Origin of the sequence: Nesterenkonia alba DSM 19423, assembly GCF_000421745.1 — a bacterium.
Classification (GTDB): Bacteria; Actinomycetota; Actinomycetes; order Actinomycetales; family Micrococcaceae; genus Nesterenkonia; species Nesterenkonia alba.
On record NZ_ATXP01000002.1, the window covers coordinates 112,585 to 138,769 of the forward strand.

Consider the following 26,185-nt stretch of genomic DNA (forward strand, 5'->3'; position numbering starts at 1 on the left):
CGCCGCCAGCTTAGCGCTTCAGCGCGGTGAGGATCCGCCGCTGCGCCGGATGTCGGCAAAAGAGGCGACGACGACGGCGAGGATCGTCAGGAGAGTCCCCGCCACTGTGGCAAAGGTCACCACAGCCCCGGGTGCGGGCACGATGATATCCAACAGCAGGGAGCCCACCAGCTGGCCGGCGATCATGCCCATCGCCGCCAGCAGCACTCCAACCCGGGTCACGAGGAAGGCACCGAGGGCGATGAACATGATCCCCATCGGCCCGCCAAGGTAGTGCCACCACACCGGGGAGAGCCCGGCGTCCAGCCCAGTGACAACTCCGGTGGCCAGCCAGACTAAGAACAACATGACCGAACCGGCGATGAAGTTGATGACAGTACCCGGAATGGGGGTGCCGTAGGCAGCAGACTGGCGACCATTCAGCGCCTGTTGGGCGGCCTGGACGAATCCCGCGGTCAGCGGCAGGACCACCAGCAGCAGGGCTTCAGTGACCCCGGGTGAGGCGTCGAACTGCGGCCATACCGCCCACAACACAGCCAGTACTGTCATCGCCGCCCCGAGCACACGGAAACCATCCAGGTGACGGCGACCGGCCGGCCCCAGGCCGACGCGATCCCATACAAGCCCGCCGAGAGTCTGCCCCGTTACAGCGGCCACGCTGAACACGGCCACCCCGAGGGCAGCGATGGTCAGGGTCTGGGTCAGCACGAAGTATCCGCCGAGGCAGCCGGCCAGAAAGTACCACCACTTCACCGTTCCGGCGCGCAGGGCGGGGATGATCTTGCCGAAGCTGGCCCGGGTGCGTCGGGTCGCCAGACCGATGGGGATCAGCGCCAGCGTCCCGCTGAAGAAACTCAGGAAGGCTGCGAAAACGGCGTCGCCAGTTTCCACGGCGAGTTCGGCGTTGATTCGTCCTTGAAGCGGGATGGCCATACCGGCTGCCAGCATCACCGCACCCAGCATCAGCCAGACCGCCGGTGACCTGGGAGCTTCCTCGCTGCGCATAGGGACACTGTAAACCTGTCAGACTGGTCACATGAGTGAACAGATCGAGGTTCCCCTCCGCGAGGGCAGCATTCGGCTGGGCCAGTTGCTCAAGCTCTCTGGAGTGGTGGAATCAGGTGCGGTGGCCCGGGAGGCGATTACTGCCGGCGTCGTGCGCGTCGATGGTGCCGTGGTAACCCAGCGCGGTGCGCAGATCACCCCGGGGCAGAAGGTGGAATTCACTGGGGAGGAAATCGGACTTCCCAGTGTCACCCTCATTCCGGTGAAAGGCTCCTGACGCTGAGTTTCTCCTGGTCAGCTGAATGTAAAAATTCCCAGGAAATGCACGGAGTTGGTGACTACGGTCGCGTTTCGTGCGTATCTGTCTCATCGCCTCGAGCCAGTTCCCCATCGCCGAGCCCTTCGCCGGCGGACTGGAGGCGCACACCCATGCCCTGGCCCGCACCCTGAAGTCCCGTGGGCATGAGGTCACCTTGTTCGCCGCGGCCGGTAGTGATCCGGCGTTGGAAGCAGAGGCGATCCACCCGCAGTCGCTGCAGCTGACCGACCAGGCGCGCCGGGATATCAGTGCGGCTCCGGAGTCCTGGATGCAACAGCACCACGCGTACCTGGGGCTGATGCTGCAGCTGGCAGGGGCCTGTCAGTTCGATGTGGTGCATAACAACTCCTTGCACCATCTACCGGTGGCGATGTCTCAGCTGCTCGATGCCCCGCTGGTGACCACACTGCACACTCCCCCGACCCCGTGGCTGGAGTCAGCCATGCACTACGCGGGCCATGCCGCCCGGTTTGTAGCGGTCAGTCGCGCCACGGCCGGCGCCTGGTCATACACCGCAGAGTTCAGTGCTCCGGTTCAGGTCATCACCAACGGGGTGGATACCTGCCGGTGGCGACCCGGTCCTGGTGGCAACGACGCGGTGTGGATCGGCCGGATCGCCCCGGAAAAGGCCCCACACCTGGCTATTGAGGCTGCCCGTGCGGCAGGGATACGGCTGCAGCTGGCCGGTCCGGTGATGGATGCGGCATATTTCGCCGAGCGGGTCCAACCACTGCTCGGCCCCGCTGCGGTCTACCGGGGTCACTTATGTCACCAGCAGCTGGTCGAGGTGGTGGGCGCCTCGGCGGTGGCAGTGGTCAGTCCGATCTGGGACGAACCCTACGGGCTGGTGGCCGCTGAGGCGATGTCCTGCGGAACTCCCGTGGCAGCAACCCCGCGCGGTGGTCTGATCGAACTCATCGGGCCGGCCTCCGGAGCCCTGGCCGCCGATGATTCCCCCGCCGCTCTGGCTGAAGCGATCCGCACTGCTCTGCGCTGTGACCGGATGCGGGTGCGCCAGTGGGCCCAACGGCACCTCTCATTGACGCGCATGGTCGATGAGTATGAAGAACTCTATGCCCGCTTAGCCCGCAACCCGAAGCAGCGGAGTCCCACGGCATGATCGGCTGCTACATCCACCACCAGGGGTCAGGGCACCTCCACCGTGCGCTGAGCTGGGCTGGACTGTGGGCCCGGCGGAGAGACGAACCGGTGACCGGACTCTCCAGCGCTCCGGCCCCACCGAAGTGGCCTGGGCCGTGGATCCACCTGCCCTCCGATGCCCCCAGCCAGGCTCCCAGGGAACCGGCCACCGGGGGCCTGGGCGATCCGACCGCTGGCGGGGCATTGCACTGGGTACCCACCCGTCATGCGGGGCTGCGGCGGCGTATGGCGATGATCTCCGCGTGGATCGATCAGACCGCGCCGGCACTGCTGGTGGTTGATATCTCCGTGGAGGTAACTCTCATCGCACGGCTCCACGGAGTTCCCGTCGTGGTCGTCGCCCTGCCAGGAGACCGTCGGGACCCGGCCCACCAGCTGGGGTATCAGCTATCTGAAGCGGTGGTGGGGTTCTGGCCTCGAGAGGCCGAAGGGCTGCTCCAGCGCGACGACGCCGGCCCCGCCACACAGCCGCTGGGTGGGCTCTGCCGCTTCTCACCTGCAGTGCAGACCGCCACACCCCGCACTCCCGTCCCGGGGCTGCGTATCGCGGTGCTCAGTGGTCGCGGCGGCGGGGGGATCCCCGCACCTGCTGTGGCCGCTCTGCGCCGGGGCTGTCCCGAGGCACAGGTCACTGTGCTCGGCGGAACCGCTGCGTGGCGTGAGGACCCCTGGCCGGTCCTCCACGCTGCCGACTTCGTGGTCACCGCAGCGGGCCAGAACGCTGTGGCCGAAGTCGCCGCCTCCCGGACCCCGGCGGTGGTGATGCCTCAGCAACGTCCCCATGGCGAGCAACATCACCTCGCCGAGGTGCTGTTGCGTGGGTCCTGGCCGGCTGTCCCGGCCCCACGGACTGACACCCCGGCAGCCTGGCGGGAGAGTGTCCACCAGGCCGCCGGGCTCGATGCCTCCTGCTGGCAGCACTGGACCGACGGACAGGCTGCAGTACGTTTCATCGAGCTCTTAGACAGGGAGATCCGCCCATGAGAACTGTGGTCATTACCTCTGTGGCCGGACGGCACGAGCACTTACGCCGGATGCGCCGGGCACTGATGACAGCCGACACCCCACCGGAGGTACACGTGGTGGTCACCATGGGGGATGCCACCGCCGGCACTATCGCCGCCCAGATCCCGGGACCGTTGTGCATCTGCCACTTGCCGGTGGAGACCGCAGGCTTGCCTCTGGCCGCTGCGCGGAACACCGGAGCCCGACTCAGCGGCGAGGACCCTGAGGACCTGCTCATCTTCCTGGACGTGGACTGCATTCCCAGCCGGGAGCTGGTGGCCGGGTACCGGCAGGCCGCGGAAGAGTTCCCCGGTGAGATTCTCTGCGGTCCGGTGGCCTATCTGCCGGAGACCGACCTTGAAGGGAGCACTGACGCCGAACTGGCCACCCTGGCGGATCCTCATCCCGCCCGGCCGACTCCAGCACCGGGATTCACTGAACCCGGGCAGAACTATGATCTGTTCTGGTCGTTGTCCTTCGCGGTGTCTCGCCGGGTCTTCGACTCTCTCGGGGGCTTCGACGAGCAGTACACCGGCTACGGAGCCGAGGACACTGACCTGGCCCGGCGGGTGGAGCAGTCTGGGATACCACTGCGCTGGGTGGGGTCGGCACGAGCCTTCCATCAGCACCACCCGGTCTCGGATCCCCCGGTGGAACATCTCGATGACATCCTCACCAACGGACGACGCTACGCAGCGAGATGGGGCCACTGGCCGATGCGTGGCTGGCTGGAGGCTTTCGCTGCCCGAGGGCTGGTCACTCGACGGCTGATGACCCAGGACACTCCCAGCCCCGGACTCGCTGACACCGGTGCTGGAGACACCGCGGAGGACTGGGTGCGTACGGTCCGGGTCGCCTCCGTGCCGAGTTCGCATGTCTATATTCGGCATCTGGCGCCTCCAGAGGATGAGGACGACGGCGTCGTCGTCCGCTTACCCGATCCTCCCCCGGCGCGAGAGGATCCACCCACCGGAGCGCCCTGGTGGCCACCCCGACTCCTTGACCCTGAGGCGGTCGAGGAGCTGGCCGCCGATGTGTTCCACGTGCACTTCGGGTTCGACGCCGAAGACCCGGCGCGTCTGGGGCAGTTCACCACCGCTCTGCGCACCCGAGGCATTCCGCTGGTCTACACCGTCCACGATCTGCAGAATCCGCACCACAGCGACACCGCCCTCCACCAGGCACAGATGACCGTACTGCTGGAGGCCGCCTCAGCGGTCATCACGCTCAGTGACCGTGCCGCGGAGATCCTGCACGCTCGCTGGGGTGTCACCGCGGAGGTCATCGCCCATCCCCATGTGGTGGACTTGCCGCTCATCAGTGACTACGGCAGCCGTCAACTGCGGCGAGCCGATGAGTTCCGACTCGGCCTGCACCTGAAATCCCTGCGGCAGAATATGGCGGCGGTACCGGTGCTGGTTGCGGCCGCGCATGCGGTCGCGGAGATCCCCGGTGGGGTGTTGCAGGTCAACGTGCACACCGATGTCTACCAACCCGACGGCGCCCGGTACGACCCCGAGCTGGTCGCCGCGCTCGACGAGCTGGCCTCAGACGGGCTGGCGGTTGATCTGCGGGTCCATGATTACTTCAGCGACGCTGAGCTCTTCGATTATCTGGCCAGTCTGCACGCCTCCCTGCTGCCATACCGCTTCGGGACGCATTCGGGGTGGCTGGAGGCCTGCCATGACCTGGGCACCACGGTCATCGCCCCGAATGTGGGCTGTTACGCCAGCCAGGGTGCCGAGTTCATCTACCGGTGGAACTCCGGTGTGCTCGATACCGCGTCTCTGCGTTCGGCCGTGCGCAGCGCCGCTGAGGCCGCCGGAGTGGACACCCCACAGCAGGCGGTGGCGCGGCAACAGGCCCGGTGGCAGCAGCGGCGGGACATCGCCCGCCGGCATGAGGAGATCTACCGCGAGGTCTTGGGCTGAGGCGGTGAGCTGTCGATGACCTTCGCGGTGAGGAATTCGTTGACGTGGGCGACTTCTTCGGGCACGATCCCGTGCCCGGCCCCGGTGTAGAGCACTTTGGTTAGGTCCACAGTGTCAGTGGCCCAGCGGTGGGTGTAGTCGATGTGTTCAGCGGGGATGATGGGGTCATGCTGGTCTCGCCCCCAGAAGAACGGCACCTGGCGGGCGGCGAGCGCTTCGTCGTCGAAGTACCCGTGAAGGCCGTCTCCACGACTGGGGTCCACCGCGAATCCGGAGAGCCCCACGCAGGCGGTGAAGTCAGCGGGTCGGCTGCGCAGCAGGGAGGTGGCCATCGCCATTCCCATGGAGAATCCCAGCAGGCTCACGCTGCTGTGTGGGGTACGCACGTGGTCGATCCATCCGGCGAGGTCCTCGACGGCTTGACGTGCCGCAGCCGAGGAGTAAGCGAGCCGTTCGACGTCGAGGTCAAACCATGTGTAGGCCCCGTATCCCAGAGCCACCGGTGCCCGCACCGCCGCGTAGGTGGCTTCAGCAGGCAGCCCCGGCACCAGGGAGAGCAGGTCCCGTTCGTTGGCCCCGTAACCGTGCAGCAGCACAATGAGCGGAGTTCCCTCGCGGTCGGCGGGCTCTGCGGTCCAGATGACCTGGTAGTCCTGTGCCATGGAACCATCCTATGCACCCGTGGTCACCCGCACGGCCCGCTCCGGCCGGTCCCGTCCGGCGCCCGGATAGACGTTACTGGCGAGTTGGGTGACAATGAGTCTGTGAGCTCAGAAGCGCAAGCACACCAGCCGCGCAGGTCAGAGACCGGAGAGAACCCCGTTCCGGACAAACAAGAGGGTCAGCCCGATCCGGGTCAGGGAATCACCGTGGTGGGGTCCGAAGCCGGAGTCATCACCTCAGCTGATCCCGTACCGCAGAACCCGCAGGGGGGTCAGGGCGAACTGCGGATGCCCAAGCACCCGTGGCAGCGGTTCGTCGCCCTGGGTGATTCCTTCACTGAAGGCATCGGGGATCCGGATGAGTCCCGCCCGGGGTATCACCGGGGGTGGGCGGATCGTGTCGCCGAGGAACTGGCCGCCGGCACGGAAAACTTCGCCTACGCGAACCTGGCGGTGCGGGGCAAGCTCATCGAGCAGATCCGCGATGACCAAATCGCCCCCGCCCTGCAGCTCAAACCCGATCTCATCACCCTGTGCGCCGGCGGCAATGATGTGATCCGCCCTGGCACAGACCCGGATGAGACCGCCCGGATTCTTGACACGATGGTGCAGATCCTGGCGACTACGGGGGCGACGATCGTGTTGTTCAATGGCCCGGATGTGCGCGAAACCCCCGTGGTGGGTTCGATTCGCGGTAAAGTGGCGATCTTCAACGAGAATGTCCGCACGGTCGCTGCCCGTCACGACGCCGTCGTCGCGGATATGTGGTCACTGCGGGAGCTGACTCGCCCGGAGATGTGGGATGCCGACCGTTTGCATTTCTCTGCGCTGGGCCACCACACCATCGCGCGGATGGTGCTGGATACCCTCAATGTCCCGCACGACCTGGACCCGGTGGAGCCGCGTCCGGTGCCGGAACGTTCCTGGCGGGAAGCACGGGTCGACGACGCCGTCTGGGCTCGGCACCACTTGTTCCCCTGGGTGATCCGTCGGCTGCGGGGACGTTCCTCCGGGGATGGGATCAGCGCTAAGCGTCCAAACATCGAACCACTGTTCGGCGGCTCAATGCCCCCCGGTGGGGCTGCCGGTCAGCAGTGATTTAACTGGGGCTGCGCTCACTGCGAGGGCGTCGGCTTCCGGCGGCGACTTGCCCAATGGGCACCAGCTTCTCCCCGAGCCCGTAGCTGCGGTTTTTCAGCTGTTTGACGAATCCGGTGGCGATCATGGTGCGGAGCAACCGGTGTGCGGTGGCCGCGGGCAGCTGGGTTTCGGCGGCGACCTCGCTCAAGGTGACCGTGCCGCCGCGCACGGCGATGACTTCGAGGATCTGGAAGGCTCGCTCCACTGACTGCACCCCGTTGCGCCGGCCGGTGGTGATGCCATTATGCTCCGGTGCGTTCACGCCGCTCCCACCGCCTGGCTGTTACGCACCGGGGGTGTTGCGGTGGCGTGTGCGGTATCCGCGGGGTTGAAGCCCAGCAGCTTGCCGTCCTGGGTGAGCACCGTTGAGGGGTCCTGCGCGCTGAACAGTTCGGTACCGCGCAGCATGGAGGCGACCACTGTGCCGCGGATCTCCATCCCGTCGTAGGCGGTGGAGGGGTTCTGGTGGGCCAGTCCCGAACCGGAGACCACGTGGGCTTGGTCCGGGTCGTAGATGACCAGGTCGGCGTCCCGGCCGGGTGTGATGGCCCCTTTGCGCGCTAAGTTCATCAGCCGGGCAGGCACCTGGGCCATCCACTGGCTGACCCTGGCCAATCCGATCCCGCGCCGGGCGGCGGCTGCGGCGACGGCGGCGAAGCTCACCTGCAGCCCGGAGATCCCGGGCCGGACGGTGCGTAAATCTGTGGTGTGCCGGGGTTTCTCCTCCAGCGCTGCCGGAGAGTGGGCTGAGGTGACGACGTCGATCGTGCCGTCGTCGAGTCCTTCCCACAGGGCTTCGCGGTCTGCGGCTTCGCGGATGGGCGGCAGGCAGACGTAGTTGGCTGCCCCGGCGGGGATCTCTTCGGCGGCGAAGCACAGGTAGTGCGGGCAGGTCTCGGCGGTGATGGGCAGACCCTCAGCCCGGGCGGTGCGGAGGTGTTTCAGCGCGGCGGCGGATGAGAGATGCACCACGTGAGTGGGGCAGCCGGTTTCGCGCACCGCGTCGATGAGGCCTGCCACGGCGAGGGCTTCAGCTTCGGATGGACGACAGGCGGCGAAGTGGCTGTACCGGGTGAGACGGCGTCGGGGTGGTTGAGCTGCGGTGGCCCGGGCAATGGTGCGGGAGTCTTCGGCGTGCACGGCGAGGATCCGGTCGGTACGGCGGATGCGGGTCATTGCTTCGCGCAGTTGGGCAGGGCTCAGGGCATCGAAACGCGCCCCGGAGACCAGAGTGGCGAAGAACCCCAGGGCCCCGGCTTCGGCGAGGTCTTCGAGGTGGTCAAGACCAGTGGGCGTGAGTCCGCCCCAGAACCCGACGTCGACGGTGATCCGTCCGGCGGCACGCTCAGCTTTAGTGCGCAGGGCTTCTGCGGTGGTGGTGGCGGGGCGGTTGTGCACCGGCATATCGACTAACGTCGTGGCCCCGCCGAGTGCTGCGGCCATGGTGCCGGTGGCTAGGGTCTCCCTGCGGGTGTTACCGGGGTCGTTGAGGTGCACATGGGTGTCGACGACGCCGGGAAGGACCACTAGCCCGGGTTTGAGCACCTGCATCCCCTCCCCACCGGAGATGTCGGTGGCCCGCACGACCGCGGCCCGTTGCGCCCCGGCCCCTGGGGGCAACCGGTGGATGCGGCGGATGGTCCCCTCCTCGGTGATCTCCAGGTGGGCAGGGCGCAGCTCACCGTCGAGGAGGACCTGCTCGGCGATGAGGTGGCGCACATTCATGCCGTCACGGTAGATGCACCGTGTTTCAGGAATGTTGACAGCGTGTTCACACCTGGTATCAAGCTGCCCTTTCGCCGGGAGATCACAGTCCCTGACCCCTCGTGTGGTGGGGTGAACTGTGCAAGGGTGGGGGCATGAGCGTTGTTGAGAATTCCACCCTCGCCGTCGTCGGAGCCGGAAGCGTGGGAACCTCCACCGCCTACGCGGCGATGATTCGCGGCTCAGCCCGCCACGTCCGCCTCTACGACATCGACGCTGCCAAAGTGGAAGCCGAGATCCTCGACCTCGCCCACGGCAGCCAATTCACCGGAGCCAGCGACATCGACGGCGGAGCGGATCTGGCCCATATCGAAGGGGCCGACGTCGTGGTCATCACTGCCGGTGCCAAGCAGGATCCCGGCCAGACCCGGCTCGACCTGGCGGCCACCAATGTGGAGATCCTGCATACCCTCATGCCCCAGTTGCTCGAACGCGCACCTGAGGCTGTGTACCTGCTGGTGACCAACCCCTGCGATGTGCTCACCGTGGCCGCGCAGAAGATCTCCGGGTTGCCCACTGAACGGGTCTTCTCCTCCGGAACCGTGCTCGACACGGCCCGGCTGCGCTGGCAGCTGGCTCAACGGGCTGGGGTGGCGCGGCAGAGCGTGCATGCCCACATCGTCGGAGAACACGGAGACACGGAGTTTCCCCTGTGGTCCTCGGCCAGTATCGGGGTCACCCCGCTGCTGGACTGGGAGCGGGATGGGCAACCGGTGTTCACCCCGCAGCTACTGGATCAGATTGCCGGGGATGTCCGCGACGCCGCCTACCACGTCATTCAGGGCAAAGGTGCCACCAACTACGCCATTGGGCTCTCCGGGGTGCGGATCGTTGAAGCAATCCTCAATGATGAGCACGCGGTGCTGCCGGTCAGTACGGTGCTCGAGGGGTTCCACGGCATCACCGGCACCGCGTTGTCCATCCCCAGTGTGGTCTCCGCAGCCGGGGCATCTCCGGTATTGAGTACCCCGTTTTCTGCGCAAGAAGCCGAGCACTTGCGTGCTTCAGCCCAGGCGCTGCAGCACGTGCAAGCCTCACTCGGAGTGTAGCGGCCGCTTCCGCGGCGGGACCACGGGTATGGAACCGGTCGTGCCCATCCCACCCATCGGGGAGGGCGCTTTGGGTTTGCGCACCGTGGATTCCGGAGCCGCCTCGGGCTCTGCAGGGGTTTCAGGCTCAGCCATAGTCCCTACTCTAAGCCGCCTGGGCAGAAGGTCATAGCGCGGCTGGTCACAACCGAAGTGTGCTCTTCAGCTCCGCACCAAGCTGATCCGGCGAGGTGAGGAACCCGTCGTGGCCGATGGGTGAACGGATCACATGCGTCGTGTGCTCACCGGGAAGCAGTCCGGCCAGCTGATCGGATTCATGGGGGTAGAACAACCGGTCACTTTCTACCGCGGCGATAAACGGAGTAGCCGTGACGCGCTGCAGAGCAGCGGCCACTCCTCCACGGTCGCGGCCCACGTCGTGGCTGAGATGTGCCTCAGTGATGGTGACATAGGCATTGGCGTCAAACCGGCGAACCAACTTGGCAGCCTGGTGATCCAGATAAGACTCCACCTGGTACCGACCGCCCGGACGCCCCGAAGCCACCGGGTGCCGTACGGTGAAAGGATCCTCACTGCCCTGAGGCTTCCGTCCGAAACGGGCCTCGAACTCTCCGGGACTGCGGTAGGTGATATGCGCAATCCGGCGGGCCAGGCCCAGCCCGACCTCCGGCGGCTGGCCACCGTAGTAGTCTCCACCGTTGAAATGCGGATCGTTGCGAATCGCCTGCAACTGCGCCTGACCGAAAGCGATCTGCTCGGCAGTGGTGGCCGCACCACAGGCAAAGACCCCCACGCCCTCGACCATGTCCGGATAGGTCACCGCCCATTCCAGGGCCCGAGCACCGCCGACCGAGCCTCCCAGTACCGCACGGAAGCGGGTAATGCCCAGCTGAGCCGCCAGGCGATACTCCAAGTGGACTGAGTCACGAATCGTGGTGAACGGGAACCGCGAGCCCCACGGCTTCCCCTCAGGGTCCGGTGACGCCGGGCCGGTGCTGCCGTAGCATCCGCCGACAATCGCTGGGGCGATGACAAACCACTCACGCGGATCAACCGGCCGATCCGGTCCCACCAGGTTCTCCCACCAGCCCGGGGCAGGATCAGCCTGCGTGGCGGCGACATGGGAATCCCCGGTCAACGCATGGGCGATGAGCACCGCGTTGTCTCCGGCAGCGTTCAGCCGCCCCCAGGTCTCATAAGCAATAGTCACCTGGGGCAGTTCCCCACCGGTTTCGAACTGGTACGCCCCGACGTCGAGCGTTTTCAGGGCACCTGCGGGGCGGTCGCCGAAATCATTGGGCAGCCGGACCGGTGGTGTGGTGGTGGCGGGGATGTCGGTGAGCACGTCGGCTGCGGCGTCCTTTCTCAGGCCAGTGCAGCCGCGGGCGTCTCAGCAGAGTGTGCGGCCCGTTGCAGCGCAGTGTCGAGGTCGGCGATGAGGTCAGCCGGATGTTCCAATCCGATCCACAGCCGCACCAGGGCCGGGCGGACCCCGGCAGCGCGGCGCTGTTCCTCACTGAGGTCCCTATGGGTGGTGGCCAGGGGGCTGATCGCCAGTGCCTGGGGCCCACCCACACCGGAAGACCTGCGGAACAGCCGGAGTGCGGCTACTGTCTCCCGGGCCGCAACAGCCTGGTTGACCGGGTCCCGTCCGGCAGAGACCTCGAAGGAGACCACCGCACCGGCCCCGGCTGGCAGGTAGGAGTCAGCCCGTTCTGCGCAGGGGCTGGTCACCAGCCCGGAGTAGTAGGCGTGGTGCACCCCCGGGTGGGCGTGGAGGAACTCGGCGACCTGCTGAGCGGCGGCAGTCTGGCGGGTCATCCGGGCAGCCAGAGTGTGCAGCCCAGCGGAAATCTCCTCCGCAATGACCCCCGGCAGGGCCGGTCCCAGCTGCCGGGGCAGCGGTTCCCGCAGAGCCGGTTCCACAGTGCCGGCGTCGATGATGATCCCCGCCGCGGTCCGGGCACGCCCGGACAACAGGTCCGCGCTGGTGTGGACCACCAGGTCAGCACCCCGCTCGATGGGTCGGACCAGGTACGGCGTGGCCAAGGTGTTGTCCACAATGAACGCGGCGTCGTGCTGGCGGGCCAGTTCGGCGACCTCATCGAAGGCCAGCACGTCTCCGCGGGGGTCGGCAATCGACTCACTGAGCAGGGCAGCCGTGGTGGGTTTCAGCTCGGCACGCCAGGATTCGGCGTCGTCGGGATCCGCCACAGTGTCCGCCTCCACGCCGAAGCGCGGCAGCAGCTCGGTGAACACCTCACGGTGCCCCGCGAACAACGAAGGCGCCACCACAATGTGGCTACCGGGTTCGGCCACATGCAACACCGCCAACGCCAGGGCTTCTCGCCCGTCGGTGACAGCCCGTGCCTGTGCTCCGCCTTCCAGGGAGGCCAGCGTCTGCTCGAGAGTCTCCGTGGGGTTGTCGCTGCGGGAGGATGCGGCGTGAATCAGCCGGGTTTCAAATTCGCTCATGATGGTCTCCATCCGTGCTCATCAGGTGAGACCCGCACTGTGGAGTGAAGGTCCGCGCTTGCCGTGACGGGTGCTTATCCGTCCGGCCAGGTCGTCACCCGGGGCACCCCACCGCGAACTGGAGGGTTGCCGGCCAGCAAACCGGGGTTTTGCGCTGGCACTCTTGACCTAGTGCGCAATTCTGCCTTGTGGAGCCGCTGTGAAGCAAGTCCCCAGGTGAACCGGGAGATATTCACAGCCGACGACGCCGGCTCTAGGCTGTTATTTATGAGCGAGTACTCCACCATCACCACCAGGACAACTCACCGGGTGACCACGATCGAACTGAACCGACCGGAGGCGCTCAACGCCCTGAATCGGCAGCTGATGGAGGAGGTGTTGTCCGCAGCCCGCGCAGCTGAGACGGACGAAGACGTCGGGGCGGTGCTGCTGACCGGGTCGGCGAAAGCTTTTGCCGCGGGGGCGGACATCACGGAGATGGCCGCACACAGCAGCACCAGTGTGCGGCAAGCCGATATTTTCTCCGGGTGGGATCAGCTGGCACAGCTGCGCATTCCCATCGTCGCGGCTGTACGGGGTTACGCCCTCGGCGGGGGCTGCGAGCTGGCGATGATCGCCGATGTCATCATCGCCGGGGAATCCGCGCAGTTCGGTCAGCCGGAGATCACTCTGGGCATCATCCCGGGGATCGGCGGCACCCAGCGCCTGGCCCGCACCGTAGGGAAAGCCACAGCGATGGATATGGTCCTCACCGGCCGGCGGATCACTGCCGCGGAGGCTGAAACCATGGGGCTGGTGTCCCGGGTGGTGGCCGACGACGACGTCGTCACCACCGCCACCGACGTCGCTGAGCAGATCGCCCATCACCCGGGGCAGGCGGTCCGCCTGGGCAAAGAGGCGGTCTTGGCGGCCTTCAACACCCCGCTGGAGCAGGGGCTGCACTATGAACGGCGCCTATTCGAGACGCTCTTCGACACCGAGGATCAAGCCGAAGGCATGGCTGCCTTTACCCAGAAGCGCCGCGCCGAGTTCCGGCACCGATGACGTAACCGGCCGCCGCATGGGCATCGGCCAGCGTGCTGGCCGTGGTCCGCGCACTGCCGGAGGCCTCTGCCGCGATCGCTGTGCCCCACTGAGCCGAGCTCAGTTGCAGTCCCAACACCAGCAGACCCTCAGTGGGTGCGCCCGCCGCGTTCAACGGCCGGTGGGGGCGCGTGGTCACCGCGAAGCCCTTGTGCTCCTCACCGGCGAGCACCGCCGGGGTGACTTCTCCTGCATCGAGCAGGCCACGCACCAGTGGCTGCTCAGCCAAAGTGACACGGTTCGGCGGCATCATCGCCTCCACCAGGTGCCGTGCTCGGTAGACGGCGTTCTGTACCTGAGGTGAACGTGCGGTGAAGACCCCGGCGGCGTCGTCGACGCTGAACTGTGCCGCCGGACCCAGGAACGTGACCACCCCGGCACGGGCCAGCGCGGCGAGTTCTTCGATCCGCTGCACTGGTGGCCCGGAGGCGAGCCCTTCCACCAGCGGCTCCAAGGTGCCTTCAACGTCATGGACGCGCACCTCATCGCTGATCCGCCCTTCGCTGATCCAGGCTTTGATCTGCAACCGGGCAGCGTGCAGCGCACCGACGGCCATCTTCTCCGCACTGGCCTGACCTGCCCAACAGGCCGCGGCGTCGGCGACCAGATACTCGGCGGCCGCCTGTTGGTAGTCCTCCCCGGTGGTGAACTGATGCCCCAGAAAGGGGTGAGCGTAGTTACGGATGGTGAACTCACCGGTGCCGCCGTAGCGCTGATAGTGCTCGGTGACCTCAGCAGTGAGCATGTCCCAGAGCACAGCGGCGTCGTCGAGCACCCCGGAGCCTGTCAGGTTCTGCAGAATGGCGTCGGTGGTGTGCCGGAGGGTGATGCCGGCCGGCACGAATCCAGGCAGCACGGATTTTCCCCGGTACGGAACACCGCGCCTCGCCCCGGCGATGAGGTGCGGTTCGGCACCGGAAGGCGCATAACGCAGACGGTGACCGGCTGGGGCATCCTCCACGGTGTGGAAGACACCACCGCGGCCGGCCGTGGTGGCGATCATCAGGTCGAAGAAGTTCAACCCCATCCCTCGGACCAGTACCGGCTCCCCAGCGGGCAGGTCCTCGAATCCGGCGCGGGTGGGAATCGCCGGTGGGCTGTAGTGCAGACCGTGCTGCTCGGCATGGGCGGCCAGGTCAGCCCGGGCGGCATCGAGGCGGGCGGGGATGTGGCCCAGGCAGAGCACCGCGGTGCGGCAGTGGGCCTGGCCGTCCTCGGTCTGCAGTCTCCATCCCTGTGCCACCGGGGTCAGTGCCGTGACGTGACTGCGGCGCAGGTCAACCCGCACACCCAGTGCCCGCAGCCCAGAACAGACCTCGGTGAACAACGCGCTCAGGTACCGGCCGTAGTCGGCTCGGGTGGGGTAGTCCCCGGGTTGCCAGTGGCCGCCGGTGCGCTGAGACCACTGCAAGAAGCTCATCGCACACGACGACGCCGGCAACTCACCGGTGGTGTCTCCAGTCGGCGCCGCTGTGGGGAATTCGGCGGGGGTGTTCATCAGGTACAGCGGGGATTGGCCCGGTTCCCACACCGCACCGCATCCGGGTTCGGCCGGTTCACACACCAGCACGCTGAGATCTTCGGCCGCTGCTGGGTGCTGCTCACAGTGGGCAAGCAGCCGTTCCAATAATGACGTCCCGCGTGGACCGGCACCGATCACCGCCACCTGGTAGCCGGGCTCGCCTGCGCTCCCGGACTCGTCTGAACTCATGGAGAGCAGACTACTGGCCTGCTGCCGCCACAGGTGCAGCACTGTCACGAAAGAACCCCCGCCTGAGAGGAAAGTCCTCGTCAGACGGGGGTTCAGCGGGCGGAGGCGGAGGGATTTGAACCCTCGATCCACGGTTAAGCGGATCCTTCATTAGCAGTGAAGTCCGTTCGGCCGCTCCGGCACGCCTCCTGGGGTTCCGCTCATGTGCCGTGATCCGGCGCTTAAGCGGCTCGGACAGCTTACCGTCTGCCGCAGGGGCAGATCAAAGCGCGCGTCAGTTAGTCTGAACACCGCCGCATCACCTGACGATTCCTCTACGAGAGCACACCCAGTACTGACTATGACTTCCACACCGGCTGCCCAGGCGAGTCAGCGCATGCACTGGATGGATATGCTGCGCGGGATCGCCGTGCTGCTGGTAGTCATTCTCCACGGGGCGGATATTCCCTACCTCAACGGCAACGGCGTCGAAGAGTGGGCTGGAGTCAACCGGTATCTCGAGCCTTTCCGCATGCCGCTGCTGATGTTCCTCTCCGGGATGCTGCTGCCGCGTTCGCTCTCCAAACCGACCACCCTGTACCTGTGGGGGAAATTCGCCGCCGTGGTGTGGCCACTGCTGGTGTGGATTGCCCTGTTCGGCGGATTCATCTACCGCGGAGGAATCGACCACCCCGCCTTTTGGCGCAGTGGCGGTGACTACCTGTGGTTCCTCACCGCCCTGACCATCTGCTACCTCATCGGCCTGAGTCTCAAACCGCTGGTGCGCTACAAATGGTGGCTCATCGCCGGGGCCGCGGCACTGTTTATCGCGATGCTGTTGACCCGGCAGTTCGCCGAGATCAACCTGACCATCATCAACCGGACGCTCTACAACGGAGCGTTCTTCTTCTTAGGTGCCGCCTTTGTCAGGCTCGTTCCCGCATGGATCCGCACCCCCGCCGTCGTCGTGCTCGTCCTCGGGGTGGCCGCAGCAGTCATCGCGCACCTGGGGGTGGATGATCGCACGCTGCGCACCGGCACGCTCTATGCGGTGCCGGGCTCAGTGATCGGTATCGCCGTGGCGATCTGGCTGGCATCCCGCACACCAGACGGCCCGGTGCTGCGTTTCCTCGCGTGGGTGGGCCGCAGTTCGATTGTGGTCTACATCGTCCACTTCCCCGCTGCCGTGCTCACCCACCGGCTGATGATGTGGCTGGAAGCCGACCCGGTGACCCACACCATCGCCTGCACGCTCGTGGGCCTGGGAGTCTCCTTAGCAGGGGTAGCGGCCCGGCCATGGACTCGGTGGTTGTACACCGTTCCACGCAGTCAGCAGGTACATGCCCGGCTACTGGACAAGAGCGGTAAGGTCTAGTGCCGTGACTACCGCGCTGTACCGCCGCTACCGGCCCGACACTTTCGCCGATGTGATCGGGCAGGACCACGTCACCTCGCCCCTGGTCACCGCGCTGAGCAAGGATGCTGTCTCTCACGCCTACCTGTTCTCCGGTCCGCGCGGCTGTGGGAAGACCACCTCGGCACGCATTCTGGCCCGTTGCCTCAACTGCGCCGCCGGGCCTACCGGTACCCCTTGCGGAGAATGCGAATCCTGCCGCGATCTGGCCACGGGCGGACCAGGGTCCCTGGACGTCATTGAGATCGACGCCGCCAGCCACGGGGGTGTCGACGACGCCCGCGACCTGCGCGAACGAGCCACTTTCGCGCCGGTACGGGACCGATACAAGATCTTCATCATTGACGAGGCCCATATGGTCACCCAGGCGGGGTTCAACGCTCTGCTGAAGATCGTCGAAGAACCGCCTGAGCACATCAAATTCATCTTTGCCACCACGGAGCCGGATAAGGTCATCGGCACCATCCGCTCCAGGACCCATCACTACCCCTTCCGGCTGGTGCCGCCGGAGCCGCTGCTGGAGTACCTGGAGCGCCTATGCACCGCAGAAGGTGTCCACGCCGCCCCGGGGGTGCTGCAGCTTGTCCTGCGGGCCGGTGGCGGATCTGTGCGTGACACCCTCTCGGTGCTCGATCAGCTCATCGCCGGTTCCGGGGAGAGCGGCATCGACTATGACCGTGCCGTGGCCCTACTGGGCTTCACCCACGCCTCCCTCCTGGATGAGGTGGTCGAGGCGGTCACCACCCTCAACGGAGAAGCCGCTTTCGGTGCCGTGGACCGGGTGGTCCAGTCCGGCCAGGACCCTCGCCGGTTCGTCGAGGACCTGTTGGAACGACTACGCGACCTCATCATCGTCAAATCCGCCCCGGAGAATCCGCAGGCGATCCTACGCGGTGTCCCGGAGAGCCAGATCCGCACCATGACGGCACAGGCGGAGAAGCTCGGTCACGCGGAACTCTCCCGAGCAGCCGACACCACGGCCACCGCACTGACAGAAATGGCCGGTGCCACCTCCCCCCGGCTCCATCTGGAGCTGCTGATGGCCCGGCTGCTCCTGCCACACGCCGAGCAGGGGCACAACAGTCTGGCGGCCCGGCTGGAACGGCTCGAGCGGCGTATGGACTTCACCACCGGCGCCGGAGTCACCCCCCGCCAGGAGCCCCCCTCCCCGCAGCCGGATCCTGCACCACAGCAGCAGGCCACCACGGCGTCCGACGACGGCTGGGCCACCCCAGGAGTGACCCGGAGCGAGCCTGAATCTGCTCCGTCTCAACCCGCCCAGCCTCAACCTGCCCAGCCTGAAACTTCCCCGCCTGCCTCGCCTCAGCCGGTCTCGTCTCAGTCTGTCTCCCCTGCGGCTGAGCCTCCGCAGGCTGAACCTCCACAAACTGAAGGACCGCAGACTCAGGCTCCTCAGCCGCAGGCACCGCAGGAGTCTGCCCCGGCAGTCCAGACCCCGGCACCCGGTGACGGTGGCGACTCCGGTGGTGGCGACTCAGTGCAGATGATGCAGCAGGCCTGGCCGGACATTATCGAGGCACTGAAGCCCCGCTCCCGTCTGCTGTGGATGCTGGTGAAAGACAATGTGCGCGTCGCTGGCTTCGACGGAAAAGTCTTGCGGATCTCCTTCGCCCACGAAGGCCCCCAGAATTCCTTCGCCAACCGGGGTGGCGATGAAGCCCTCGCCGCGGCGGTCCAGGACGTCCTCGGGATGCAGGTCAGGATCGAACCGGCTGCTGGACCCGGGTCCGCCCCAGGTGGTGAGCAGCCCCCAAAAGCTGAGGGCCGGGAGGACCCGGCCTCCTCTGACCCGGAGACTTCAACTCCTCCGGTCTCCGCCCCAGAAACCTCAATCCCAGGGACCTCAATCCCAGAGACGTCCACCCCGGAGACCTCGCCCTCAGAAACCAGTACGCAGGAAGCCTCGGGCCCAGCGAATCCCCCTGGAGAGCCCCCACCGGAGGAACTCTCACCCCCGGAACCGGCACCTGATACCCCGGGGGCAGCACCTGCCGAAGCCTCACCCCGAGCGGACGAGGACCATAAGCCGGTGGTACCGATCTTTGCCCGCCGTGCTGGCAACAGCCCTGCCACGGGCGCCCCTGCAGCCACCGCACCAGGTGCCCAGCGCCCCGCGCCTTCAGAGCACAGCCCTGCCGCCGCAGCGATCCGGCAGCGGCTCTCGGCTCGGCACCAGTCACCGGCCGAACCACCCCCGATCGAATCCGAAGAAACCGTTCCCCCACCAGACTGGGCAGAAGCACCGGCCCCGGCAGCCGAAGACGAAGCACACGCCGACGACGTCGAGATCGCCCATTCGGGGCTCTTTGGCCGCCGTGCCATCGAACGGATCCTCGATGGCACGCTCATCGAAGAGCGCAGCCTCGACGACGACACCCCGTAGCGGACAGCGGGTAGCTCCTGCCCGCGGCATAGACTGACCCCGTTGTTCTCCCCCTGCCGAAAGGTGCGCTGCTGACCGTGTACGAGGGCGCTGTCCAGGACCTCATTGACGAGCTCGGCCGACTGCCCGGTATCGGGCCGAAATCAGCCCAGCGTGTGGCTTTCCACATCCTGGAGGCAGACACTGAAGACATGCGCCGGTTGGCTGAGGCCATCCGTACCGTCAAGGAGAAGGTCCAGTTCTGCGAGATCTGCTTCAACGTCTCCGAGCAGAACCTGTGCAGCATCTGCCGAGATGAGCGCCGGGATGATTCAGCGATCTGCGTGGTGGAGGAGTCCAAGGACGTCATGGCCATCGAACGCACCCGCAGTTTCCGCGGCAAGTACCACGTCCTCGGTGGAGCGATTAACCCCATCGCCGGCGTCGGGCCCGATCAGCTCCGCATTCGGGAATTACTCAACCGGCTCTCTGATGAGAGGGTCCAGGAAGTCATCATCGCCACCGACCCCAATCTGGAAGGTGAGGCTACCGCCACCTATCTCGTGCGGATGCTCGGTTCCATCGGGATCAAGCTCACGCGATTGGCATCCGGACTGCCCGTCGGTGGGGATCTGGAATATGCCGACGACGTCACCCTGGGCCGAGCCTTCGAGGGCCGCCGGACGGTCTGAGACCCCCTGCAGTCAAACAGTAATCGAAATGTGATCTGCAATATCTCACGAGATTCAACACACAGGCGAGACACCGCACCCATCGCGCTCATCCTGGCAGTGACCCGCCAGTAACACTATTCTTCTCCGTTTTTCAGGAATGTTACAGAGCGCTCTTCTGGCACCTCTGAGGAAGATTCTCAGTTGGGGAAAGAATTCTTTCGCGCTAGCGTGGCTGCACGCTCGCGGCTGCGTTCTTGCCGCCGCGCTGCTCGCACGATGAAGTAACCACTGACGGAACTGAGGTACCACTGTGACGGACCCGAAGAATCCCTGGCTGCGCTTCGGCGCGCTGAGCGCCGCCGCTGTTCTGGCCCTGACGGCCTGCGGCAACGGTGATGAGGATGACGACAACGGAGCCGACGACGACAACGGTGCTGACGTCACCGATGACAACGGTGCTGACGACGACACAGACGATGATGACGACGACGCCGATGCCGACGCTGCTGGTGACGAACTGACAATCGCCCTCTTCGGTGAGGAGCCCTACTCCTGGATCGACGAGGAGACCGGTGAACCCACCGGCGCCACGATCGCTGTGGCGGAGGAAATCTTCGGCGAGCGCATGGGCTACGACATCGACATCGTTGAAGAACCCGAATGGGGCAACCTGATCCCCGGTCTGGGTGCCGGCCACTGGGACGTGGTCTCCGCCGGGATGTCCATCAACGAGGAGCGCTGCGCGGAGGCCGCCTTCGGTGAGCCCGAGCTGGTCTACACCACCGCATTCCTCGTCGAAGAGGGCAACCCCGCTGGTGTGCAGACCTTTGAGGACCTCGACGGCGCCGACCTGGACATCATTGCGCTCTCCGGCGCCGTGGAGTCCGGCTGGATGGATGAGCTCGGCATCGAGCACGACACGGTGGACAACGCCCAGGACGGCATCGACTTCGTCGACGGCGGCGCCGCCGATGTCTTCGCGCTGACCGCGGTGTCCTTGGAAGCCATGGCCGGAGAGATCGAAGGCCTGGAAGTCACCGAATCCTTCGAACACGAGCTCTCGGTCGGTGCCCACGCCTTCCGTCTCGATGACGAAGACCTGGTCGAGGAGTTCAACGAGCACCTCGCCGAGCTCCAGGACTCCGGTGAGTACCTGGACCTGGTCTCCGAGTTCGGCTTCACCGAGGATGAGATGCCTCCGAGCGGTCTGACCGCCCAGGAACTCTGTGAAGAGGACCCGGAGGAGCTCGCCGAGGAATACCTCGAGGACTGATCCTCCCCACGCACTGATCCCTGCGGCCGGTCCCCTCACGGGGGCTGGCCGCAAGGTCTGTGACCATCACTGAACTCTCGCACTGACTCACCGACAGGGGCGTCATGGATTTCTTCGAGGACTGGCCTGGATACTTCGAGGTGGTGGTCAACTGGTCGGACCGCCTGCTCGAGGGCCTGTGGACCACGATCCAGCTGACCATCTACGGCGGCGCACTGGCCTTTGTCATCGCCGTGGCTCTGGGCTTGATGGCAGGCAGCCCCAGCCTCTGGCTACGGGCCCCGGCGCGTATTCTCATTGAGTTCTTCCGGGGAATCTCCCTAGTGGTGCTGCTCTTCCTGCTGATGTATGTGCTGCCTCAACTGTGGATGCGCAACCCGGACCTGCCGCTGCGGGATCTGGTGTACAACACCTTTCTGCTGGGGGTACTCGCCCTGGGAATCAACTACGGGGCGTACGGCGCTGAAGCGGTCCGGGCCTCACTGACCACAGTGCCCTCTGGGCAGTGGGAGGCCACCACGGCCCTGTCGATGTCCTGGGTGCATAAGATGCGTCGGGTCATCTTCCCTCAAGCCTGGGCTCTGATGCTGCCCTCGCTGACCAACCTGTGGGTGCACCTGCTCAAAGGCAGCGCCATCGCCTACATCATCCCGCATGTCAGCGACTTCACCGCCGCGCTGAACCAGCTGCGCCGCCCCACAGACATCTGGTTCTCCCACGCCTTCATCGGGCTGGTGATCTACTTCCTCCTGGCCCTGATCCTCACCCTGTTCATGCAGGCACTGGAAGCCCGGGCCAAGCACAAGCTCGGCCGGGGGCCCTCCCTACGGGAGGTTCTCTCTCCGGCACCCAAAGCCGCTCCCCCTGACGCGGCTGGTCCCGATCCGAAGACCCTGACCGGTCCCGGTGGCGGTCCCAAGCAGCCCGCCTCCGGCGCAGGCGCCCACCCGGGAGGTTTCGCATGATCTTCACATCCGGAATCATCCGTGCCGCCGACGAGGTCGACGACCCCACCATGGTCGACGAGGAGGAGGTTCGGCAGAGCCCCTTCTGGGACTGGGAGTTCGCGTTCAATGCCCTGCCCGAGATGCTCATGGCCTTCATCGAGGTCACCCTGGTGGTTACCGTCCTGGGCACTCTCATCGCTGCGGTGCTGGGCCTGGTCATCGCCATCCTCATTCGCGTGCTGCCAGCACCGCTGGCCTGGATCGTCAAGTGGCTGGCGAACTTCATCCGCATGACCCCCATCGTGGTCCAGCTGATCTTTGTCTTCTGGGCCTTCCTCGGCGTCATCGATAACCTCACCGTGGGCATCATCGTCTTCGGCGTCCACTACGCCACCTACATGTCCGAGGTCTACCGGGCCGGCATCGAGTCGGTTCCCAAGGGGCAGTGGGAGGCCACCACTGCCCTGTCGATGTCCGCGGCCCGCACGTGGCGCAAAGTCATCATTCCGCAGGCGCTGCGCTCGACCGTGCCCTCCCTGGGGAACTACGCGATCTCGATGTTCAAGGACACCCCCTTCCTGCTGGTCATCATGGTCGCGGAGATGGTCACCGTGGCCGGGGAGATCGGCGCTCCGGCGTTCCGTTACACCGAGGTCTACGTCATCGCCGGGCTGATCTTCCTGGCCGCCAGCTACCCCACTGCCCTTCTGGTCAACCGATTGGAGAAGCGTCTTGCCTACGCCCACTGACACCCCGGTGATCGAGTTCGTCGACGTCGAAAAACGCTTCGGCGACAACGTGGTCCTCAAAGACCTCAACTTCTCGGTCGCCCGGGGCGAGAGGGTCACCCTCATCGGGCCCTCCGGATCCGGGAAGACCACCATCCTGCGCCTGGTGATGACTCTGGAGGAGCTCACCGGCGGCTACATCTACATTGACGGCCAGCCGCTGACCCACGAAAACCGAGACGGCAAACGCGTCCCGGTCTCGAAGAAACAGCAGAAGAAGCTGCGCACCCGCATCGGCATGGTCTTCCAGCAGTTCAATCTCTTCCCGAATATGACGGTGCTGGAAAACATCATCGAAGCCCCCGTCCACGTCTTAGGCCAGTCGAAGAAGGACGCCATCACCAAGGCGCATTCCCTCCTGGAGCAGGTCGGGCTGCCGGACAAGGCCAACGCCCACCCCACCAGTCTCTCCGGGGGCCAGCAGCAGCGGGTCGCCATTGCACGCGCCCTGGCCATGGACCCGGAGATCCTCCTGCTGGACGAGGTCACCTCCGCACTGGACCCCGAGGTGGTCGGCGATGTGCTCAACATTCTGCGCCAGGTCGCCGACACCACCAACGTGACCATGCTCATCGTCACCCACGAGATGGCCTTCGCCCGCGACGTCAGTCACAAGGTCATGATGTTCGACGGCGGCCGGGTCGTTGAGGAAGGACATCCCGACAAGATCTTCACCAGTCCAGAACATGAACGCACCCAGCGTTTCCTCTCTGCGGTCCTGGGCGATCAGTAGGATGAACGCTATGAGCTTGATTGTTCAGAAATACGGTGGCTCCTCTGTCCAGGACGCGGAATCCATCAAACGGGTGGCCAAGCGCATCGTGGACACTAAACGCGCGGGCAACCAAGTCGTCGTCGTGGTCTCCGCAATGGGTGACACCACCGACGATCTGCTCGATCTCGCCGGGGACATCTCCTCCAACCCGCCGCTGCGGGAGATGGACATCCTGCTCTCCTCGGGGGAACGCATGTCCATGGCGTTGCTGGCCATGGCCATCCATGAACTCGGCGAAACCGCGCAGTCCTTCACCGGCTCCCAGGCTGGGATGATCACCGATGCCATTCACGGCAAGGCCCGGATCATCGAAGTCTCTCCGATGCGCGTCCAGGAAGCCGTCGACGCCGGCCACGTGGGTATTGTCGCCGGATTCCAAGGGATGAGCCGCGAATCCAAAGACATCACCACCATGGGCCGTGGCGGCTCGGACACCACCGCCGTGGCCCTGGCTGCAGCGCTGAACGCCGATGTCTGCGAAATCTACACCGACGTCGACGGCGTCTTCACCGCCGACCCACGCGTGGTGAAATCAGCACAAAAGATTGACGTGATCTCCAGTGAAGACATGCTGGAGATGGCCGCAGCCGGCTCTAAGGTGCTGCATCTGCGCAGTGTGGAGTACGCCCGCCGCTTTGGCGTGAAACTGCACGTTCGCTCCAGCTTCAGCGAACACGAAGGCACCTGGGTCATTCCCGACGAGACCGACACTGTCACCCTCCAGGAAGGCGATCCCTTGGAACAGCCCATCATCTCCGGCGTCGCACATGACGCCTCCGAAGGCAAGCTGACCATCACCGGAGTCCCGGATGCCCCCGGCAAGGCAGCAGCGGTGTTCAACCCCATTGCTGAGGCGGGGATCAACATCGACATGATCGTCCAGGACATCTCCACAGAGACGAAGAAGACCAATATCTCCTTCACCCTGCCGCGGGCCGACGGGGACAAGGCCCAGCGCATCCTGTTGGAACGCAAGGATGAGATCGGTTTCGAAAACCTCGACTTTGTCCCCCAAGTGGGGAAGGTCTCGCTGATCGGCGGTGGGATGCGCAACCACCCTGGGGTCTCGGCTCGTTTCTTCAGCGCCCTGAGCGAAGCGGGGATCAACATCGAGCTGATCTCCACCTCAGAGATTCGGGTCTCGGTCATCACCGACATCGAGCTACTCGACAAGGCCGTTCAGGCCATCCACACCGCTTTCGGCCTGGACTCAGACGAAGAGGCCAAGGTCTACGCCGGCACCGGCCGGTAGAGACGACTCCCCCCGTCTGCTCACAGCACACGCAACGGCCGAGGGCGGCAGGTTCCCGGGATGAGATTCCTGCCGCCCTCGGTTTCAGGTGCGAGATACAAGGCCTTATTTTACCGGAAGTCTCAGTGAGATTTCAGGGCATCTTCGGATTTCTTCTGCTTCCTGCACACTGGCCGGACACCCGCCCTCTGGGCCGGGGAACCTCTGGGCCGCAGCACAGCAGACCTCACCGTGAGGAGGCGGTCTCCTTCACGGGGTGCTCCTGCAACAGCTGACGCATCTGCTCAGCGGTGTGCCGACCGTTGAAGATCTCCGTGCCGTTCTCAAACGCGCGGCCAGCGCTCAGCGGTCCAGCATCCACCGGGTCGTAGCCCAGTGAGTCGATGAACTGCATGACCAGCGCCTTGGCGTCGTCGTGGTCTGAGGCGACGGCCAGTGCCCGGCGGTTCGGGTCACCGGGCGGGTGGGAGTCAACCTCCAGGTCCCCATAGCCGATGTGATTGAGGGTCTTGACCAGCTTCACGTCCCCGAAGAACTCTGCGATGACTTCGGAGGTGGACCGATCACCTTCAAACTCTTCCATCAGTCCATCCACCGGCGCCCAGTAGTTCATCGTGTCCACCACAATGTGGCCCTGGAGCACGCTGGTATCGATGCTGCGGTACTTATGCAGCGGGACCGCGGTGATGATGAGGTCTGCTCCCTGCAGATCCTCTTTGTTGACGGCCTCAGCCCCGGGAACGATGACCTCGGTGAGCAACTTGATGTCCTCGGCCGGACGGCCCGTGGCGATCTTCACCGTATGCCCGGCACGCACCGCCTGGCGCCCCACGGCCGTGCCCACCCGGCCGGCCCCCAGAATCCCCACGGTCAAGGGACGCACCGAGGACGCCGAAGCTGCGCTCTCTGGCTGGGCGGTGGCCTCTGGCTGGGGCGCGTCTGTAGTGGCCATGGGCGGGGCTCCCCTCATCACAACGGTCGGTGTTTCACAACTGAAGAATCCGTGGGACGCAACGCTACGACGTCGTCATCTGTTCCCTGGGTGGTTCACTGCTGGGCGGATCGTCCCATCGCCGCGCGGGACACCGGGTGCCCGGTAGACTCTGATGGTCCACTCAGCACCATGTACAGGAGCACCGATGCCGACGATCGTCGTCGAGGTCATGCCCAAGCCGGAGATCCTCGACCCGCAGGGCAAAGCCATCGCCAATGCACTGCCCCACCTAGGCTTCACTGGATTTTCCGGTGTGCGCCAGGGGAAGCGTTTTGAGCTGACCGTGGAGGGCGAGGTGACCGAGGCCGTGCTCGACGACGCCAAACGCGCCGCGGCAGAGATGCTCTCCAACCCGGTGATCGAGGACGTCGTCGCCGTCCGTGTGGAGGAAGACTGAGACG

Annotated in this window: 25 protein-coding genes, 1 tRNA gene and 1 riboswitch; of the genes, 16 read left to right on the forward strand and 10 right to left on the reverse strand. The window is 65.6% G+C overall.

Annotation, left to right across the window (positions count from 1 at the left end):
• Nucleotides 1–18: 18 nt before the first annotated feature.
• On the reverse strand, nt 19–1,005 hold the full coding sequence (locus tag H578_RS0102270; protein ID WP_028463854.1) for a DMT family transporter: 987 nt from the start codon (nt 1,003–1,005) through the stop codon (nt 19–21).
• A 31-nt stretch (nt 1,006–1,036) separates the two neighbouring features.
• On the opposite strand from H578_RS0102270, the gene H578_RS12675 reads away from it, so the two are divergent.
• From H578_RS12675 to H578_RS16520, 4 genes are all read left to right on the forward strand, one after another.
• The gene (locus tag H578_RS12675; protein WP_022872091.1) at nt 1,037–1,282 is read left to right on the forward strand and encodes an RNA-binding S4 domain-containing protein; all 246 of its coding nucleotides are present in this window, start codon (nt 1,037–1,039) and stop codon (nt 1,280–1,282) included.
• Nucleotides 1,283–1,358: 76 nt separating this feature from the next.
• A complete protein-coding gene (locus H578_RS0102280) occupies nt 1,359–2,444 on the forward strand; it encodes a glycosyltransferase (protein ID WP_022872092.1) in 1,086 nt (361 codons plus the stop codon).
• A complete protein-coding gene (locus H578_RS12680; protein ID WP_022872093.1) occupies nt 2,441–3,469 on the forward strand; it encodes a hypothetical protein in 1,029 nt (342 codons plus the stop codon). The genes H578_RS0102280 and H578_RS12680 overlap by 4 nt, the downstream gene beginning before the upstream one ends.
• Entirely contained in the window at nt 3,466–5,421 is a 1,956-nt protein-coding gene (locus H578_RS16520; protein WP_022872094.1) for a glycosyltransferase, read from the forward strand. The genes H578_RS12680 and H578_RS16520 overlap by 4 nt, the downstream gene beginning before the upstream one ends.
• Here the strand turns inward: H578_RS16520 and H578_RS0102295 are convergent.
• The gene (locus tag H578_RS0102295) at nt 5,400–6,083 is read right to left on the reverse strand and encodes an alpha/beta hydrolase (RefSeq protein ID WP_022872095.1); all 684 of its coding nucleotides are present in this window, start codon (nt 6,081–6,083) and stop codon (nt 5,400–5,402) included. The two genes, H578_RS16520 and H578_RS0102295, sit on opposite strands and share 22 nt — an antisense overlap.
• Nucleotides 6,084–6,371: 288 nt before the next feature.
• Here H578_RS0102295 and H578_RS0102300 point away from each other — a divergent pair, with 288 nt between their 5' ends.
• Nucleotides 6,372–7,181: an SGNH/GDSL hydrolase family protein gene (locus tag H578_RS0102300; protein WP_051130754.1), complete on the forward strand. Its 810-nt coding sequence runs from the start codon at nt 6,372–6,374 to the stop codon at nt 7,179–7,181.
• Nucleotide 7,182: 1 nt separating this feature from the next.
• Here H578_RS0102300 and H578_RS0102305 read toward each other — a convergent pair whose 3' ends face one another.
• Nucleotides 7,183–7,485: a helix-turn-helix domain-containing protein gene (locus H578_RS0102305; protein ID WP_022872097.1), complete on the reverse strand. Its 303-nt coding sequence runs from the start codon at nt 7,483–7,485 to the stop codon at nt 7,183–7,185.
• Nucleotides 7,482–8,948, reverse strand: coding sequence for an allantoinase AllB (gene allB / locus H578_RS12685; RefSeq protein ID WP_022872098.1), 1,467 nt, complete (start codon nt 8,946–8,948; stop codon nt 7,482–7,484). The genes H578_RS0102305 and allB overlap by 4 nt, the downstream gene beginning before the upstream one ends.
• 134 nt (nt 8,949–9,082) lie before the next feature.
• Between allB and H578_RS0102315 the strand changes: the two genes are divergently transcribed.
• A complete protein-coding gene (locus H578_RS0102315; RefSeq protein WP_022872099.1) occupies nt 9,083–10,036 on the forward strand; it encodes an L-lactate dehydrogenase in 954 nt (317 codons plus the stop codon).
• Here H578_RS0102315 and H578_RS16110 read toward each other — a convergent pair.
• Genes H578_RS16110 through H578_RS12690 form a run of 3 tightly spaced genes read right to left on the reverse strand, consistent with a single transcriptional unit; the run spans nt 10,022 to nt 12,511 of the window.
• On the reverse strand, nt 10,022–10,171 hold the full coding sequence (locus tag H578_RS16110) for a hypothetical protein (RefSeq protein WP_156837180.1): 150 nt from the start codon (nt 10,169–10,171) through the stop codon (nt 10,022–10,024). The genes H578_RS0102315 and H578_RS16110 overlap by 15 nt on opposite strands.
• Before the next feature lie 46 nt (nt 10,172–10,217).
• A complete protein-coding gene (gene metX, locus H578_RS0102320) occupies nt 10,218–11,369 on the reverse strand; it encodes a homoserine O-acetyltransferase MetX (RefSeq protein WP_425411253.1) in 1,152 nt (383 codons plus the stop codon).
• Between the two features lie 32 nt (nt 11,370–11,401).
• Nucleotides 11,402–12,511 carry a PLP-dependent transferase gene (locus tag H578_RS12690; protein WP_169558488.1) on the reverse strand — a complete coding sequence of 370 codons (1,110 nt, stop codon included), beginning with the start codon at nt 12,509–12,511 and terminating at the stop codon, nt 11,402–11,404.
• 49 nt (nt 12,512–12,560) lie between these two features.
• Nucleotides 12,561–12,680: riboswitch (SAM riboswitch) on the reverse strand.
• A 98-nt stretch (nt 12,681–12,778) separates the two neighbouring features.
• On the opposite strand from H578_RS12690, the gene H578_RS0102330 reads away from it, so the two are divergent.
• A complete protein-coding gene (locus tag H578_RS0102330) occupies nt 12,779–13,555 on the forward strand; it encodes an enoyl-CoA hydratase-related protein (protein ID WP_022872102.1) in 777 nt (258 codons plus the stop codon).
• On the opposite strand, the gene H578_RS0102335 is transcribed toward H578_RS0102330, so the two are convergent.
• Together H578_RS0102335 and H578_RS0102340 are read right to left on the reverse strand one after the other, a co-directional pair.
• Nucleotides 13,518–15,305 carry an FAD/NAD(P)-binding protein gene (locus H578_RS0102335; RefSeq protein WP_156837181.1) on the reverse strand — a complete coding sequence of 596 codons (1,788 nt, stop codon included), beginning with the start codon at nt 15,303–15,305 and terminating at the stop codon, nt 13,518–13,520. The two genes, H578_RS0102330 and H578_RS0102335, sit on opposite strands and share 38 nt — an antisense overlap.
• A 100-nt stretch (nt 15,306–15,405) precedes the next feature.
• Nucleotides 15,406–15,494 (reverse strand) — tRNA-Ser (locus H578_RS0102340).
• A gap of 151 nt (nt 15,495–15,645) precedes the next feature.
• Here H578_RS0102340 and H578_RS12695 point away from each other — a divergent pair.
• From H578_RS12695 to H578_RS0102380, 8 genes are all read left to right on the forward strand, one after another.
• The gene (locus H578_RS12695) at nt 15,646–16,659 is read left to right on the forward strand and encodes an acyltransferase family protein (protein WP_169558489.1); all 1,014 of its coding nucleotides are present in this window, start codon (nt 15,646–15,648) and stop codon (nt 16,657–16,659) included.
• Nucleotides 16,660–16,663: 4 nt separating this feature from the next.
• Nucleotides 16,664–19,102: a DNA polymerase III subunit gamma and tau gene (locus tag H578_RS12700; RefSeq protein ID WP_033420143.1), complete on the forward strand. Its 2,439-nt coding sequence runs from the start codon at nt 16,664–16,666 to the stop codon at nt 19,100–19,102.
• Nucleotides 19,103–19,179: 77 nt separating this feature from the next.
• A complete protein-coding gene (recR, locus tag H578_RS0102355; RefSeq protein WP_028463860.1) occupies nt 19,180–19,773 on the forward strand; it encodes a recombination mediator RecR in 594 nt (197 codons plus the stop codon).
• Nucleotides 19,774–20,065: 292 nt separating this feature from the next.
• The gene (locus tag H578_RS12705) at nt 20,066–21,028 is read left to right on the forward strand and encodes a transporter substrate-binding domain-containing protein (protein WP_022872105.1); all 963 of its coding nucleotides are present in this window, start codon (nt 20,066–20,068) and stop codon (nt 21,026–21,028) included.
• A 104-nt stretch (nt 21,029–21,132) separates the two neighbouring features.
• A complete protein-coding gene (locus H578_RS12710; RefSeq protein WP_022872106.1) occupies nt 21,133–21,993 on the forward strand; it encodes an amino acid ABC transporter permease in 861 nt (286 codons plus the stop codon).
• A gap of 50 nt (nt 21,994–22,043) precedes the next feature.
• Nucleotides 22,044–22,724, forward strand: a complete 681-nt coding sequence (gene ehuD, locus H578_RS0102370; protein WP_033420181.1) for an ectoine/hydroxyectoine ABC transporter permease subunit EhuD — start codon at nt 22,044–22,046, stop codon at nt 22,722–22,724.
• Nucleotides 22,708–23,496: an ectoine/hydroxyectoine ABC transporter ATP-binding protein EhuA gene (gene ehuA / locus H578_RS0102375; RefSeq protein ID WP_281163342.1), complete on the forward strand. Its 789-nt coding sequence runs from the start codon at nt 22,708–22,710 to the stop codon at nt 23,494–23,496. The genes ehuD and ehuA overlap by 17 nt, the downstream gene beginning before the upstream one ends.
• 10 nt (nt 23,497–23,506) lie before the next feature.
• On the forward strand, nt 23,507–24,790 hold the full coding sequence (locus tag H578_RS0102380) for an aspartate kinase (RefSeq protein WP_022872109.1): 1,284 nt from the start codon (nt 23,507–23,509) through the stop codon (nt 24,788–24,790).
• A gap of 226 nt (nt 24,791–25,016) precedes the next feature.
• On the opposite strand, the gene H578_RS12715 is transcribed toward H578_RS0102380, so the two are convergent.
• A complete protein-coding gene (locus H578_RS12715) occupies nt 25,017–25,742 on the reverse strand; it encodes an NADPH-dependent F420 reductase (protein WP_022872110.1) in 726 nt (241 codons plus the stop codon).
• 187 nt (nt 25,743–25,929) lie between these two features.
• Between H578_RS12715 and purS the strand changes: the two genes are divergently transcribed.
• Complete coding sequence (gene purS / locus H578_RS0102390) at nt 25,930–26,181, forward strand: phosphoribosylformylglycinamidine synthase subunit PurS (RefSeq protein WP_022872111.1); 252 nt, start codon at nt 25,930–25,932, stop codon at nt 26,179–26,181.
• Nucleotides 26,182–26,185 lie beyond the last annotated feature (4 nt).

Coding starts and splice junctions, on each gene's coding strand:
- H578_RS0102270 (WP_028463854.1), bottom strand. CDS start 1,005: ATGCGCAGCGAGGAAGCTCCCAGGTCACCGGCGGTCTGGCTGATGCTG.
- H578_RS12675 (WP_022872091.1), top strand. CDS start 1,037: ATGAGTGAACAGATCGAGGTTCCCCTCCGCGAGGGCAGCATTCGGCTG.
- H578_RS12680 (WP_022872093.1), top strand. CDS start 2,441: ATGATCGGCTGCTACATCCACCACCAGGGGTCAGGGCACCTCCACCGT.
- H578_RS16520 (WP_022872094.1), top strand. CDS start 3,466: ATGAGAACTGTGGTCATTACCTCTGTGGCCGGACGGCACGAGCACTTA.
- H578_RS0102295 (WP_022872095.1), bottom strand. CDS start 6,083: ATGGCACAGGACTACCAGGTCATCTGGACCGCAGAGCCCGCCGACCGC.
- H578_RS0102300 (WP_051130754.1), top strand. CDS start 6,372: ATGCCCAAGCACCCGTGGCAGCGGTTCGTCGCCCTGGGTGATTCCTTC.
- allB (WP_022872098.1), bottom strand. CDS start 8,948: ATGAATGTGCGCCACCTCATCGCCGAGCAGGTCCTCCTCGACGGTGAG.
- H578_RS0102315 (WP_022872099.1), top strand. CDS start 9,083: ATGAGCGTTGTTGAGAATTCCACCCTCGCCGTCGTCGGAGCCGGAAGC.
- H578_RS16110 (WP_156837180.1), bottom strand. CDS start 10,171: ATGGCTGAGCCTGAAACCCCTGCAGAGCCCGAGGCGGCTCCGGAATCC.
- H578_RS12690 (WP_169558488.1), bottom strand. CDS start 12,511: ATGAGCGAATTTGAAACCCGGCTGATTCACGCCGCATCCTCCCGCAGC.
- H578_RS0102330 (WP_022872102.1), top strand. CDS start 12,779: ATGAGCGAGTACTCCACCATCACCACCAGGACAACTCACCGGGTGACC.
- H578_RS0102335 (WP_156837181.1), bottom strand. CDS start 15,305: ATGAGTTCAGACGAGTCCGGGAGCGCAGGCGAGCCCGGCTACCAGGTG.
- H578_RS12695 (WP_169558489.1), top strand. CDS start 15,646: ATGACTTCCACACCGGCTGCCCAGGCGAGTCAGCGCATGCACTGGATG.
- H578_RS12710 (WP_022872106.1), top strand. CDS start 21,133: ATGGATTTCTTCGAGGACTGGCCTGGATACTTCGAGGTGGTGGTCAAC.
- ehuD (WP_033420181.1), top strand. CDS start 22,044: ATGGTCGACGAGGAGGAGGTTCGGCAGAGCCCCTTCTGGGACTGGGAG.
- H578_RS0102380 (WP_022872109.1), top strand. CDS start 23,507: ATGAGCTTGATTGTTCAGAAATACGGTGGCTCCTCTGTCCAGGACGCG.
- H578_RS12715 (WP_022872110.1), bottom strand. CDS start 25,742: ATGGCCACTACAGACGCGCCCCAGCCAGAGGCCACCGCCCAGCCAGAG.
- purS (WP_022872111.1), top strand. CDS start 25,930: ATGCCGACGATCGTCGTCGAGGTCATGCCCAAGCCGGAGATCCTCGAC.